Consider the following 13,073-nt stretch of genomic DNA (forward strand, 5'->3'; position numbering starts at 1 on the left):
ATACTCGGCATCGATCACGCAAAAAAGGGGAGGTCAGGTGATCAATACGACGTCCGTCCCACGGGCCGCCCCGCCCGGCACCGTCCGGAGAATCCACAACCGCCGCCTCCTCGTGCTGGGCGGACTGCTCGCGCTCCTGGCGACGACGGTCACGCTGAGCCTCGCGTTCGGTGCCAAACCGATCCCGCCGGCCGACGTCTGGCACGCGCTCACCGGCCCCACCGGCACCGAGAACGACATCATCGTCCGGTCGCTGCGCATCCCCAGAACCGCCATCGGCGTCATGGCCGGGATCGCCCTCGGCGTCGCGGGCGCCCTCATGCAGGGCCACACCCGCAACCCGCTGGCCGACCCGGGACTGCTCGGCGTCACCCAGGGTGCGGCCTTCGCCATGGTCCTCAGCATCGTGGTCCTGGGGGTCGGCAGCCCGTACGGCTACATCTGGTTCGGCCTCGCCGGTGCCCTCATCGCCAGCGCCGGGGTGTTCGCCCTCGGCATGGCCGGTGGCCGGGGCGGCCCCACGCCGGTGACCCTGGCCCTCGCGGGCACCGCCGTCAGCGCCTTCCTTTACGGGCTCACCTCGGCGCTGGTGCTGCTGGACGAGCAGGCCATGGACACCTTCCGCTTCTGGCAACTGGGGTCGATAGCGGCCAGGGGCGCGGACGTGGCCTGGCAGGTGCTCCCCTTCATCGCCGTCGGCCTGATCGCCGCCCTGGTCAACGCGCCCGGCCTCAACGCGCTCTCCCTGGGCGAGGACGTCGCCCGCGCGCTCGGCCAGAACATCGCCCTGACTCGCGCCGTCGGCATCATCGCCATCACCCTGCTCAGCGGCGCCTCCGTGGCGGTCTGCGGCGCGCTGGCCTTCGTCGGCCTGATCGTCCCGCACCTCACCCGGCCGCTCTCCGGCCCCGACCACCGCTGGCTGCTGCCGTACTCCGGCCTGGCGGGCGCCTCGGCCCTGCTCCTCGCCGACGTCATCGGCCGCGTGGTGGCCCATCCCGGCGAGCTGGAGGTGGGTGTGGTCCTCGCCCTCGCGGGCGCGCCGTTCTTCATAGCCCTGGTACGGCGCAGAAGGCCGGTGCGGCTGTGACCTCCACCGCGCCCCCGGACCTCGTGAGCAGGCGAGCGCTGCGCATCGGTCCCGCCTCCTGGCTGCTCCGGCCGCGCTCCGTCGCCGCCGCACTGGCGCTGCTGGGCACAACGGTGCTGCTCATGGCGCTCAGCATGCGCCTCGGCGACATCCCGATGAGCCTCTCCCAGGTCTTCCGCGCCATCACCGGCGACGGGCCCGACCATTTCGTCGTCATGCAACTCCGGCTTCCCCGCGCGCTGACCGGCGCCGGAGTCGGCGCGGCGCTCGCCCTGTCCGGGGCGATCATCCAGGCCATCGCCCGCAACCCGCTGGCCAGCCCGGACATCCTGGGCGTCACCACCGGCGCCAGCGTGACCGTGGTCGCGGTCATCGTGGCGGCGGGAAACACCTGGGGCGGCGTGAGCGGCGTCCTCGCCGAGGCGGGCGTCCCCGCGGCGGCCCTGCTCGGCGGCCTGATCGGCGCGCTGACCGTCTACCTGCTGGCCTGGCGCAAAGGCATGGACGGCTACCGGCTGGTCCTGGTCGGCATCGGCGTCTCGGCGATCTGCACCAACCTCAAGTTCTGGCTGCTGACCGTCGGCGACGTCAACGACAGCAGCCGGGCCATGGTCTGGATCAGCGGCTCGCTGAACGGCCGGGGCTGGGAGCACGTGGTGCCGGTCGTGATCGCGCTGGCCGTGCTCGTCCCACCGGCGTTGCTCGGCACCGCCTCACTCGGCGCGCTGCGCTTCGGCGACGACACCGTGACCGGCCTGGGCGTGCGGATGAACCTCACCAGGGGACTGATGATCCTCGCGGCCGTACTCCTCGCGGCGGCGGCGACCGCCTCCGCCGGGCCGATCGCGTTCGTCGCCCTGGCCGCACCGCAGATCGCGCTGCGCCTGGCCGGGGTGGCACAGCCCCCGCTGGTCGTCTCGGCCCTGGCCGGCGCGGTCCTCACCGTCGGCGCGGACCTGGTCGCCAGGACCGCGTTCAGCCCCGTCGAGCTGCCGGTGGGCGTGGTCACCGGAGTCATCGGCGCCCCCTACCTGATCTATCTCCTCATCCGTGTGCGCAGGAAGGCCCGTACGTGAGACTCCAGGCCGTTGACCTCAAGCTGGGGTACGGGGACCGCGTCGTCGTCGACGGCCTCGACCTCGGAATCGAGACCGGGACGGTGACCGCCGTCATCGGGCCGAACGGGTGCGGCAAGTCCACGCTGCTGCGCGCCATGGGGCGGCTGCTCAAGCCGTCCGGCGGCGAGGTGCTGCTGGACGGCAAGCGCATCGACAGGATGCCCAGCAGGGAGGTCGCCAGGATCCTGGGCGTGCTGCCCCAGTCCCCCTCGGCACCCGAGGGGCTGACCGTCGCCGACCTGGTCTCCAGGGGACGGCATCCGCACCAGACCTGGTACCGGCAGTGGTCGTCCGACGACGAGTCCGCGGTCGGCGCGGCTCTGGCCATGACCGGCCTGCTCGACCTGGGCGACCGCCCGCTGGACGAGCTGTCAGGCGGGCAGCGGCAGCGGGCCTGGATCTCCATGGCCCTCGCCCAGGGCACCGACCTGCTGCTGCTCGACGAGCCGACGACCTTCCTCGACCTCGCCCACCAGATCGAGGTGCTGGAACTGGTACGCAGGCTCCACGGCGAGCTGGGCCGCACCGTGGTGATGGTCCTGCACGACCTGAATCTCGCCGCCCGCTACGCCGACCGCCTGGTGGCCATGCGGGACGGCAGGGTCGTCGCCGCCGGTCCCCCGTCCGAGGTGCTCACCGAGGCCCTGCTGGCGGAGGTCTTCGAGCTGGACGCCAAGGTCATCGAGGACCCGGTGGCCGGCACCCCGCTGGTCGTCCCCATCGGCACCCGGTCCCACGCCCCGCGCTGAGGGCGGGCGCGGCGGGGCTCGGGCCGGCCTCACCCGCTGAGGAGCGTGTCCACGAAGACCTCGGGATCGAACCGGACCACGCCGGCCGGCCTCCCCATGAGACCGACCGGCCCGGCGGGACTCACCCCCCGAGGAGCGTGTCCACGAAGACCTCGGGGTCGAACGGGGCGAGGTCGTCGGGCCCCTCGCCGAGACCGACCAGCTTGACCGGGACGCCCAGCTCGCGCTGGACGGAGATGATGATGCCGCCCTTGGCGGTGCCGTCGAGCTTGGTCAGGGCGATGCCGGTGATGTTGACCACCTCGGCGAACACCTGGGCCTGGCGCATGCCGTTCTGGCCCGTGGTGGCGTCGAGGACGAGCAGGACCTCGTCGACGGTGGCCTTCTTCTCGATGACGCGCTTGACCTTGCCGAGCTCGTCCATCAGGCCGGTCTTGGTGTGCAGCCGCCCGGCGGTGTCGACGATCACCACGTCGGCCTTCTCGCCGATGCCCTCGGCGACGGCGTCGAAGGCCACCGAGGCGGGGTCGCCGCCCTCCGGGCCGCGTACCACCGCGGCTCCGACCCGGTCTCCCCAGGTCTGCAGCTGGTCGGCGGCGGCGGCGCGGAAGGTGTCGGCGGCGCCCAGCACGACCTTGCCGCCGTCGCCGATGAGGACGCGCGCCAGCTTGCCTGTGGTGGTGGTCTTGCCGGTGCCGTTGACCCCGACCACGAGAACCACCGCGGGACGCTCACCGTGCGGCTTGACGTGCAGCGTACGGTCCATGTCGGTACCGATCTGGGCGAGCAGCTGCTCCCTGAGCAGGGCGCGCGCCTCCTCGGGCGTCCGGCTGCCCAGCACCTTCACCCGGGTACGCAGCTCGTCGACCATCGCCCGGGTCGGCGCCACACCGACGTCCGCGGTGATCAGGGTCTCCTCGATCTCGTCCCAGGCGTCGTCGTCGAGACGGTCACGGGAGAGCAGCTCCAGGAGCCCCTTGCCCAGGGTGCTCTGCGACCGGGCCAGCCGGGCGCGGAGCCGCACCATCCGGCCGGCGGACGGCGGCGGGATCTCGATCTCCGGGATGACGGCGGCCTCGGGCTCGACCGGCCTGGCCGGCGGCGGCACGGTGGTCGTCGCCTCGTCGTCCATGACCGCGCCCCTGCCGGGGGCCCGCGTCTCCTCGGGGGCCGGCGGCGCCTCGGGCGCCTCGACCCGCGGCGGCGCGCTGGTGCCCCCCCTCCTGAACAGCAGGAGCATGCCGCCGACCGCCAGCAGGGCGACGACGACGATGATCGCGATTATGCCGAGATAGGCTTCCACAAGACCACAGTTTTCCAGACGCCCCGGGATGCTCCGACCTCAAGGGGTCCGGACGGGTTCGCGGTTCCTCACCGTCGGTCACCACCTCATCGCGCGGCCCGCCCTGGACCGTCCGCGAAAACCCGGACGGACCCGCGGCCCCTGACCGCCTCCGAGCACCGGAACGGGCTCACGACCTCCCGGCCCCGCACCGCCCCGGCCCTCCGGGACCACCCCCGGAAACCCGGGCAGGCTCACGACCTCCCACCGCTTCATCCCGAGGGCGGCCCCGGACCACCGCACGGCCCCTCCGGAAACCCGGAGGATTCAGGCGGACTCGCTCTCCCTCAGACGCTGGCTGATGACCTGGGTGACGCCGTCCCCACGCATCGACACGCCGTACAGCGCGTCGGCGATCTCCATGGTGCGCTTCTGGTGGGTGATGATGATGATCTGCGAGGTCTGCCTGAGCTCCTCGAAGAGGGTGAGCAGGCGCTGGGTGTTGGTGTCGTCCAGCGCGGCCTCGACCTCGTCCATCACGTAGAACGGCGAGGGCCGCGCCTTGAAGATGGACACGAGGAACGCCACCGCGGTCAGCGACCGCTCGCCACCGGACAGCAGCGACAGCCGCTTGACCTTCTTGCCCGGCGGCCGGGCCTCGACCTCGACACCGGTGGTCAGCATGTCCTCCGGGTCGGTGAGCAGCAGCCTGCCCTCACCGCCGGGGAACACTCGCGTGAAGATCGTCTCGAACTCGCGGGCCACGTCCGCGAAGGCGGCGCCGAAGACCTGCTCGACCCGCTCGTCGACCTCCTTGACCACGAGCAGCAGGTCGCGGCGGGTCTTCTTGAGGTCTTCCAGCTGCGAGGTGAGAAACGAGTGCCGCTCCTCAAGGGCCGCGAACTCCTCGAGCGCGAGCGGGTTGACCTTGCCGAGCTGGGCCATCTGCCGGTCGGCCACCCTGGCCCGTTTGAGCTGCTCCTCGCGGTCGTAGGGGACGGGCTCGCCGTCCGCCGTCGGAACCGGCTCGCCGGGGCCGTACTCGGCGATGAGGGTGTCCGCCTCGACGCCGTACTCCTCCACCGCCCGCTCCTGGAGCTGCTCCAGGCGGAGCCGCTGCTCGGTGCGGGCCACCTCGCTGCCGTGTGCCCGGTTGACCAGCTTGTCCAGCTCACCGGTGAGCTCACGGACCCGGATCCTGACCGCCTTGAGCGAGGCGTCGATCTGCCCGCGGGCCCGCTCCGCCTCGTCGCGCTCTCCCGCGGCGGCGGCCAGGGAGGTCTCCAGCGTGCGCAGCGCCAGTTCCGCGCCCCTGACGACCGCCTGGGCCGTCCGAGCCTGCTCGCGCCGCCGCTCCCTGCGCTCGGCCGCCCTGGACCTCTCCTCGCGCTCACGCTCCGCGGCGCGCGTCAGCTCCTCCGCCCTGCCGTCGATGCCCCTGACCCGCTCCTCCGCCGTCCGCACCGTGAGACGGGCCTCCATCTCGTCCTGCCTGGCCGTCGCGCAGATCTCGGCGAGTTCGTCACGCAGGTCGGTGCTGGGCTCGCTCTGTCGCTCCTCGGCACCCACGGCCGCGGCGAGCCGCTCCTCCAGCTCGGCGAGACCGGCCGCGTCGCGGTCCCGCGCCTCCTCGGCGGCCCGTACGCCCGCGGCCAGGCGCTCGCACTCGTCGCGGGCCGCCCTGGCGGCGGCGTCCAGCTGGGCGAGCCGCCTGGCCACCGCGGCGACCTTCTGGTCCGCGTCGCGTTGCCTCGCCCTGACCCGGTCCAGGGCGGCCTGCGCCGCGTTGACCCCGGCCTGCCTGTTCTGCACTCCCGTCTGTGCCTCGGCGACCCGCGCCTGGGCGGTCTCGACCGCGAGCTGCGCCTCTCCCTCGGCCTCCGCGGTCTCCTCCAGCTCCGTCGCCGCAAGCTCGGCGGCGACCCTGGCCTCGGCCAGGTCGGCGGTCGCCTCGTCGAGCGCGGCCCGCATCTGAATGGCGGAGGTGGCGCCCGCCGAACCGCCGCCGGCGGCGGCGTGGGCACCCAGGAGGTCGCCGGAGCGGGTGACGGCCCGCAGCCCGGGATACTGCTCGACCGTCTTCCTCGCGGTCGCGAGATCGTCCACGACCAGCACGCCCGCTAGCAGGTGGGTGGTGGCGGCCCGCAGCTCGGTGGAGACCGTGACCAGGTCGATCGCCCACTCCGCGCCCGCCTGCGGCACCTGGCCCGGCGGGACCGCCGCTTCACCGGCGGCGATGACGAGGCCGGCCTGGCCGCCGTCGCGGCCCCGGAGGAACTCGATGGCGTCGGCCGCGCTCTGCAGCGACTCGACGGCGACGGCCTCGGCGGCGGCCCCGAGCACGGCGGCGACGGCCACCTCGGCACCGGGCCGCACCGACAGCATGGTCGCCACCGGCCCGAGCACCCCGGCCAGGTCGGCGGCGAGCAGCGCGGCGCCACCGTCGGCACCACCGGCCAGGCCCATCTCCAGCGCCTCGAACCTGGCCTCCAGCGCGGCCACCTGGCGCTGCGCCTGCTGGTCGGCCTTGCGTGCCGCGGCGAGGGCGGCCCGGGCGGCGCCGAGCGCGGCGTTCGGGCCCGCGACGGCCGCCTTGGCCTCCTCGACCCCGGCCCTGGCCGACTCGACGGACTCCCTGGCCTGCTCGACCGTCTCCAGGGCGATCTCCAGCTCCTCGGCGAGGGCCGGATCGGCGGCCGGTTCGGCCAGTTCCTGGCTGTCGTGCTCGGCGCGGGCCTCCTCGGCGCGCTGTTCGGCCTCCTCCAGCGAGCGCCGCAACCGGCCGATCTCCTCCTCGGCGGCCCCCGCCCGGCTGCGCGCCGCCCCGACCTGCCCCCTGAGCCTGGCCAGGCCCTCGCGCCGGTCGGCGGCGGCCCTGGCCTCCGCGGCCAGCCGCCGCTCCTCCGCGGCGAGTGCGGCCTCGGTCTCGGTGCGCCTGGCCACGGTTTCCGCGAGCGACTCCCGCTCCCCCTCGAGCAGCTCGACCAGGACCCGCTCCTGCTCGCGGACCTCCTCCGCCTCACGTTCCAAGTCCTCCGGGTCGCGCCCCCGCCGCTCCACCGCGGTGTCGGTGGCGTGCCGGTGCCGCTCGGCGGCGAGTCCCGCCAGGCCCCTGAGGCGCTCGCGGAGGGAGGAGAGCCGGAAGAACGTCTCCTGCGCGGCGGTCAGCCGCGGCTGGGCCTCGGCCTCGGCGGCCTCCAGCTCGGCCTCGGCGGCCTGGCCCTGCTCCAGCTCGGTCTCCACAGCGGTGCGGCGGGCGAGGACCGCCGCCTCGTCGGCCATCTCCCGTTCCAGGGTGGTCCGCAGGGTGAGCACGTCGTCGGCGAGCAGCCGGAGCCTGGCGTCGCGGAGGTCCGCCTGGATGACGGCGGCCTTGCGGGCGATCTCGGCCTGGCGGCCCAGCGGTTTGAGCTGGCGGCGCAGCTCGGTGGTGAGATCCTGTACCCGGGTCATGTTGGCCTGCATCGCGTCGAGCTTCCGCAGCGCCTTCTCCTTGCGCTTGCGGTGCTTCAGGACGCCCGCGGCCTCCTCGATGAACGCCCGGCGCTCCTCGGGTCCCGCGTGCAGCACCTGGTCGAGCTGGCCCTGGCCGACGATGACGTGCATCTCGCGGCCGATGCCGGAGTCGGACAGCAGCTCCTGGATGTCGAGCAGGCGGCAGGTGTCGCCGTTGATGGCGTACTCGCTCTGGCCGGCCCTGAACATCAGGCGGCTGATCGTCACCTCGGTGTAGTCGATCGGGAGCATGCCGTCGGTGTTGTCGATGGTCAGCGTGACCTCGGCGCGGCCCAGCGGTGCCCGCGAGGAGGTGCCGGCGAAGATGACGTCCTCCATCTTGCCGCCGCGCAACGATTTGGCGCTGTGCTCCCCCATGACCCAGGCCAGGGCGTCGACCACGTTGGACTTGCCGGATCCGTTGGGGCCGACGACCGCGGTGATGCCCGGCTCGAAGCGGAGCGTGGTGGCCGAGGCGAAGGACTTGAAACCGCGCAGGGTAAGGGTCTTGAGATACAAAAGAGAGCCCCCCATTCACGGTGTGGCCGCGCCGGCCCGCGTATCACGCGCCGTGCCCCGGGCGCCGATGAACGCGTCTTCCCTGTCACCCCACGGCTTCGCCAACGCGGGAAGACTACCGTTCTTCACCCGCACCCGCCCGCACACCGCCTATGGTGCCCTGCATGAACGCGGAACGCGGTGCTGACGGAGCTCCGTCACGCCCATCGAGCGGCAGGGGTCATCTCGGGCGGCGCGCCTTCCTGGTGGGCGGCGGGCTGACCGCGCTGGGCCTCGGCGGCGCCGCGCTGGCGGCCGGTCCGGACGGCATCAGGGGGGCGTACGCCCAGATCGTCTGCGGCGCGGTCCCCGCGCCCCCGGTGACGTCTCCTGGAACGCTCCAGCGCAGCCAGGTCGACCGGCGCCGGGTCATCGTCGGGATGCCTCCGGGGGCGACGGACGGGCTGCCTGTGGTGATCATGCTTCACGGGGCCGCGGGTGACGCGCGCACGCCGTTCGACGTCTACGCGATCGACCGCTACCTGGCCGCCGGGGGCGGGCGCTTCGCGCTGGCCTCCATCGACGACTGGCCCTCCGCCGACATCCCGGGCACCCTGCTGCCCTACCTGAGCATGAACGGGATGGACACCGCGAAGATCGGGCTGATGGGCTGGTCGGCGGGCGGCGCGGGGGCGCTGAGGCTGGCCGCGGAGCTGGGCCCCGCACAGGTGGGGGCGGTCGTCGCGGCGTCGCCGGCGGTGAGCGCGGCGCAGGCGCCGCTGCGCGAACTCGTGAACATCCCGGTCTGGCTGGGGTGTGGGGAGCGCGACGCGTGGGCACGGCAGACCCAGACCATGCTGAAGGCCCTGAAGGCACTGGGTGCCACCGCCGAGGGAGGGATCAGCGAAGGATGCCAGGACACGGCCTATCGCCGCAGGGTGTTACCCGAGCAGCTGGCCTTCCTCGCACGACATATATGACAGATAGGACATATATGACGTAAATAACATATATGACAAGGGACGCCCCGGTGAGGCGTCCCCGGACAGTGTGTTTCCGCCCCGACCCCGTTAGGTGAGAGCCGGCTCGCGATCCTGCAGACGGTTGAACTCCTCGTCGCGGGCACTTGCCGCGAGTTCGTCGTTCTGGGCCTGGAGCCGGGTGAGCTCTCCCTCGAGATCACGGATGCGCTGCTGGAGACGACGCATTTCCGAGACCATACGAGGGTCGGGACCGCCGACGTGGCCTAGTAGAGCCTTCGCCATAGTAAAGGGTCCTCCACGCTGAGTGACCAGACTGGTTCGCGCACTTCTTTGCCGCGGGAGGGGTGCGCGTGGTTCTTTGTCAAGAGTCGCACCGGTGAGGGAGGCGGTCAAGCTGAACGCTCCGAATGGATGCACCAGTAGGCACTCTCGACAGTCAACTATACCGTATTTTGGGCGGTTTAGGAAAGTGGTCAGCGCTCGACAAAACCCTCGAGACCGCCTTTGGCCTCGCTCCAACGTTCGACGACCCCGTCCACCCTGCCGGGCGTCTCACCGCCCCTGAGCAGCTCAAGCAGCATCGCGCACGACTTCTCGGGCCCCTGCGCGACCACCTCGACCCGGCCGTCGGCCGTGTTGCGCGCCCAGCCGACCAGGCCGAGCTCCAGCGCCCTGGACCGCGTCCACCAGCGAAAACCCACACCCTGCACATGACCCCTGACCCAGGCGGTCAGTCGCACGTCCGTCACGCCCCGGCCCTCCTCGGCCTGAGCTGGCAGCGAGGGCAGCTGTAGGAGGAACGGTTCATGAACGACTCGCGAACGATCGGGGCACCGCACCGCGGGCAGGGCTCGTCGCGCCTGCCGTAGACCGCGAGGGAACGGTCGAAGTAACCGCTCTCACCATTGACATTCACGTAAAGACTGTCGAAAGATGTGCCGCCCTCGGCCAGTGCGGCGGACATCACCTCCCTGGCGGCGCCCAGCAACTCGGCGATCTTCGGCTTGGTCAGCGCTCCGGTGGGCCGGGCACCGTGCAGCCTGGCCCGCCAGAGAGCCTCGTCGGCGTAGATGTTGCCGACACCGCTGATCAGCGACTGGTCCAGCAGCGCGCGCTTGACCTCGGTCTGCCGGGCACGCAGCCGGCGGGCGAAGGCCTCGTCGTCGAAATGCCCCTCGAACGGGTCGGCCGCGATGTGCGCGATCGGCTCGGGCACCGTCCGGCCGCCGGCCCGGATCATGGCGGTCACCAGCACGTGGCCGAAGGTCCGCTGGTCGACGAAGCGCAGCTCCGGGCCACCGTCGGTGAAGCCGATCCGGACGCGCAGGTGCTTCTCCGGCGCCGTGTCCGGCTCCACGACCAGCAGCTGGCCGCTCATCCCGAGGTGCGCCAGGATGGCGTCGGGGCCGTCCAGCGGCAGCCAGAGGTACTTACCCCTGCGCTCCGCCGCACCGACGGTGCGGCCCTTCAACCGGGTGGAGAACTCCTCCGCTCCGGGAAGGTGCCGTCTGATCGCCCTCGGGTGGAGCACCTCGGCGTGGGCGACGACCCTGCCGGAAACCCACCGCTCCAGGCCACGGCGTACCACCTCGACCTCGGGCAGTTCGGGCATGCACCCCTCCTTGGTCGACGGGTCAGCCGGCTTCGCGTCTGTCGCGGTCCTGGCGGATCCTGTTCCAGGCCGCCTCTGCGGCCTGCTGCTCGGCTTCCTTCTTCGAGCGGCCGGATCCCGAACCGTACCCCTCTCCGCCGACGCGAACGACCGCGGTGAAGGACTTGGCGTGGTCGGGGCCGCTCTCCTCGACATGGTATTCGGGCACGCCGAGCGACTCGGACGCGGTGAGCTCCTGCAGGGAGGTCTTCCAGTCGAGCCCGGCGCCGAGCGAGGCGGAGCGGGTGATGAGGGGGTCGAAGAGCAGGTGGACGACGCGGAACGCCTCGTCCAGACCCCTGTTCACGTAGATCGCGCCGATGAGCGCCTCAAGGGTGTCCGCGAGGATCGAGGACTTGTCGCGCCCCCCGGTGCCCTCCTCACCCCGGCCGAGCCGCAGGAAGCGGCCCAGGCCCAGCGAGCGGGCCACGTCGGCGAGGGCGCGCATGTTCACCACCGCGGCCCTGAGCTTGGCCAGCTGCCCCTCGGGCAGGTCGGGGTGGTTGCGGTAGAGGGTGTCGGTGACGACCAGGCCCAGCACCGAGTCGCCCAGGAACTCCAGGCGCTCGTTGGTCGGCAGGCCGCCGTTCTCGTACGCGTAGGAGCGGTGCGTCAGCGCACGCTCCAGGATGGCGACGTCCAGACGCACCGACAGAAGGCGCTCAAGCTCGTCCCTGACGAACTCGACGGCGACCGGTTTGACACTCGTACCCACGGCTTCTCCTCGCACGCTCTCTCATCGAATGCGCGATGGCGAAGAAACGAGAGATGCCCGAAGATGTGGTGGGCGCCGGGAGGGCACGCGTTCTACCGCGAACCCCGGCGTCCACCACAACCGCGGGCGGACCGCCATCGCAGGGTGGGCGGACGGTGACGCCGACCGGGCCGGGAGCCCGGCCGGCATCCGTCTGTCAGACTGCGATCAGGCGGAGGGCTCGATCACCTGACGGCGGTTGTAGGTGCCGCAGGTCGGGCACGCCACGTGCGGACGCTTCGGCGAGCGGCACTGGGGGCAGCTCACGAGCGAAACCGCGGCGGCCTTCCACTGCGACCTGCGGGAGCGAGTGTTGCTCCGCGACATCTTGCGCTTGGGGACAGCCACGTCAGCTCTCCTGATCGTTGTTATGTTCCGGAATCAGACCCTGCAGCTTCGCCCAGCGGGCGTCGATCACCTCGTGGCCGTGATCAGGCTCGGCGTCTGCCAGCCTGACCCCGCACTCCACGCAGAGTCCGGCGCAGTCCTCACTGCAGACCGGGCTCAACGGCAGTGTGAGCACCACCGCGTCGCGAAACGCGGGTTCGAGGTCGAGAAGTTCACCGTCGAGAAGCGAGTCACCCTCGGCAGCATCCTCTGCCGAGTAGAAGAACAGCTCCTGGAAGCCCACCTCGGCTTGCGAGATGACCGGCTCCAGGCAGCGTGCGCACTCCCCCCGCAGCGGGGCTTGCGCAGTGCCCGTGACGAGCACACCCTCCATGACCGCCTCAAGCCGGATGTCCAGCTCGACTTCGGCGTCCTTGGGAACGCCGATCATGTCGACGCCGATGTCCGCCGGTGCCGGGAGAACGAGGTCCATCCGCCGCATCGACCCTGGTCGTCGCCCCAGGTCATGGGTAGAGATCACCCATGGGGCTCGGGGGTCAAGGTTGGGATGAGTCATTTCGCTCTCGTTAGGCATGGCGCATCATCGCCATCGTGCAAGGCCGAAACAAGAGAATAGCAGGGCCTAGCCCCTGAGCCGTTCTACCAGGAGTTCCTGGACAAGATCGGGAACCAGCCCGGCCACACTCCCACCATACTTGACGATCTCCTTGATGCGGCTGGAAGACAGGAAGGAGACCTCGGGCCCGGTGGCCATGAACAGGGTCTCCACCCCTGACATCCGGTAGTTGAGCTGCGCCATCTGGAGCTCGTAGTCGAAGTCGCTGATCGCGCGCAGGCCCTTCACGATGGCGGGGATCTCCTGCTGTCTGCAGTAGTCGACCAGGAGGCCGTGGAACTTGTCCACGCGGACGTTCCCGTACTCCTTGGTGACCGTCTGGAGAGTCTGGATACGCTCGTCCACCGTGAAGAGGCTCTTCTTCTCGATGTTGATCAGTACGGCTACGACGACCTCGTCGTACTGCCGGGAAGCCCGGCCGATGATGTCCAGATGACCGTTCGTGACGGGATCGAAGGATCCCGGACAGACAACGCGACGCAAGGTGGA

13 protein-coding genes are annotated in these 13,073 nt (G+C 71.4%); 4 read left to right on the forward strand and 9 right to left on the reverse strand.

From position 1 onward, the window contains the following. Positions 1-37 precede the first annotated feature (37 nt). From ACWD3H_RS32545 to ACWD3H_RS32555, 3 genes are read left to right on the forward strand one after another with little or no spacing between them, the layout of a single operon-like run. Positions 38-1,090 carry a FecCD family ABC transporter permease gene (locus tag ACWD3H_RS32545; protein ID WP_451957714.1) on the forward strand — a complete coding sequence of 351 codons (1,053 nt, stop codon included), beginning with the start codon at positions 38-40 and terminating at the stop codon, positions 1,088-1,090. Then, complete coding sequence (locus tag ACWD3H_RS32550) at positions 1,087-2,166, forward strand: FecCD family ABC transporter permease (protein WP_451957715.1); 1,080 nt, start codon at positions 1,087-1,089, stop codon at positions 2,164-2,166. The genes ACWD3H_RS32545 and ACWD3H_RS32550 overlap by 4 nt, the downstream gene beginning before the upstream one ends. Then, complete coding sequence (locus tag ACWD3H_RS32555; protein ID WP_355553894.1) at positions 2,163-2,957, forward strand: ABC transporter ATP-binding protein; 795 nt, start codon at positions 2,163-2,165, stop codon at positions 2,955-2,957. The genes ACWD3H_RS32550 and ACWD3H_RS32555 overlap by 4 nt, the downstream gene beginning before the upstream one ends. A gap of 121 nt (positions 2,958-3,078) precedes the next feature. Here the strand turns inward: ACWD3H_RS32555 and ftsY are convergent, their stop codons facing one another. Both ftsY and smc read right to left on the reverse strand, forming a co-directional pair. Then, a complete protein-coding gene (gene ftsY, locus ACWD3H_RS32560) occupies positions 3,079-4,260 on the reverse strand; it encodes a signal recognition particle-docking protein FtsY (protein ID WP_451957716.1) in 1,182 nt (393 codons plus the stop codon). Between the two features lie 306 nt (positions 4,261-4,566). Further along, entirely contained in the window at positions 4,567-8,253 is a 3,687-nt protein-coding gene (smc, locus tag ACWD3H_RS32565; RefSeq protein ID WP_451957743.1) for a chromosome segregation protein SMC, read from the reverse strand. 164 nt (positions 8,254-8,417) lie between these two features. Between smc and ACWD3H_RS32570 the strand changes: the two genes are divergently transcribed. Next, positions 8,418-9,212: an alpha/beta hydrolase-fold protein gene (locus ACWD3H_RS32570; protein WP_355622856.1), complete on the forward strand. Its 795-nt coding sequence runs from the start codon at positions 8,418-8,420 to the stop codon at positions 9,210-9,212. Positions 9,213-9,302: 90 nt separating this feature from the next. On the opposite strand, the gene ACWD3H_RS32575 is transcribed toward ACWD3H_RS32570, so the two are convergent. The 7 genes from ACWD3H_RS32575 to coaD form a co-directional block, all read right to left on the reverse strand. Next, positions 9,303-9,497 carry a hypothetical protein gene (locus tag ACWD3H_RS32575; RefSeq protein WP_084195478.1) on the reverse strand — a complete coding sequence of 65 codons (195 nt, stop codon included), beginning with the start codon at positions 9,495-9,497 and terminating at the stop codon, positions 9,303-9,305. 191 nt (positions 9,498-9,688) lie between these two features. Continuing rightward, positions 9,689-9,964 carry an acylphosphatase gene (locus ACWD3H_RS32580; protein ID WP_350914822.1) on the reverse strand — a complete coding sequence of 92 codons (276 nt, stop codon included), beginning with the start codon at positions 9,962-9,964 and terminating at the stop codon, positions 9,689-9,691. Beyond that, on the reverse strand, positions 9,961-10,827 hold the full coding sequence (gene mutM, locus ACWD3H_RS32585; protein ID WP_451957717.1) for a bifunctional DNA-formamidopyrimidine glycosylase/DNA-(apurinic or apyrimidinic site) lyase: 867 nt from the start codon (positions 10,825-10,827) through the stop codon (positions 9,961-9,963). The genes ACWD3H_RS32580 and mutM overlap by 4 nt, the downstream gene beginning before the upstream one ends. Before the next feature lie 22 nt (positions 10,828-10,849). Beyond that, positions 10,850-11,521, reverse strand: coding sequence for a ribonuclease III (gene rnc, locus ACWD3H_RS32590; RefSeq protein WP_350914927.1), 672 nt, complete (start codon positions 11,519-11,521; stop codon positions 10,850-10,852). 267 nt (positions 11,522-11,788) lie between these two features. Continuing rightward, entirely contained in the window at positions 11,789-11,968 is a 180-nt protein-coding gene (gene rpmF, locus ACWD3H_RS32595; protein ID WP_012894381.1) for a 50S ribosomal protein L32, read from the reverse strand. 1 nt (position 11,969) lies between these two features. Continuing rightward, entirely contained in the window at positions 11,970-12,524 is a 555-nt protein-coding gene (locus ACWD3H_RS32600; RefSeq protein ID WP_350914817.1) for a YceD family protein, read from the reverse strand. 66 nt (positions 12,525-12,590) lie between these two features. After that, complete coding sequence (gene coaD, locus ACWD3H_RS32605) at positions 12,591-13,067, reverse strand: pantetheine-phosphate adenylyltransferase (protein WP_030913570.1); 477 nt, start codon at positions 13,065-13,067, stop codon at positions 12,591-12,593. Between the last annotated feature and the right edge of the window lie 6 nt (positions 13,068-13,073).

Source organism: Streptosporangium sp. NPDC002607 (assembly GCF_053592655.1).

What these genes read in the sequence shown, in the direction of transcription:
- ACWD3H_RS32600 (WP_350914817.1), bottom strand. Translation starts at nt 12,524, where the DNA reads ATGACTCATCCCAACCTTGACCCCCGAGCCCCATGGGTGATCTCTACC.
- ACWD3H_RS32575 (WP_084195478.1), bottom strand. Translation starts at nt 9,497, where the DNA reads ATGGCGAAGGCTCTACTAGGCCACGTCGGCGGTCCCGACCCTCGTATG.
- mutM (WP_451957717.1), bottom strand. Translation starts at nt 10,827, where the DNA reads ATGCCCGAACTGCCCGAGGTCGAGGTGGTACGCCGTGGCCTGGAGCGG.
- ACWD3H_RS32570 (WP_355622856.1), top strand. Translation starts at nt 8,418, where the DNA reads ATGAACGCGGAACGCGGTGCTGACGGAGCTCCGTCACGCCCATCGAGC.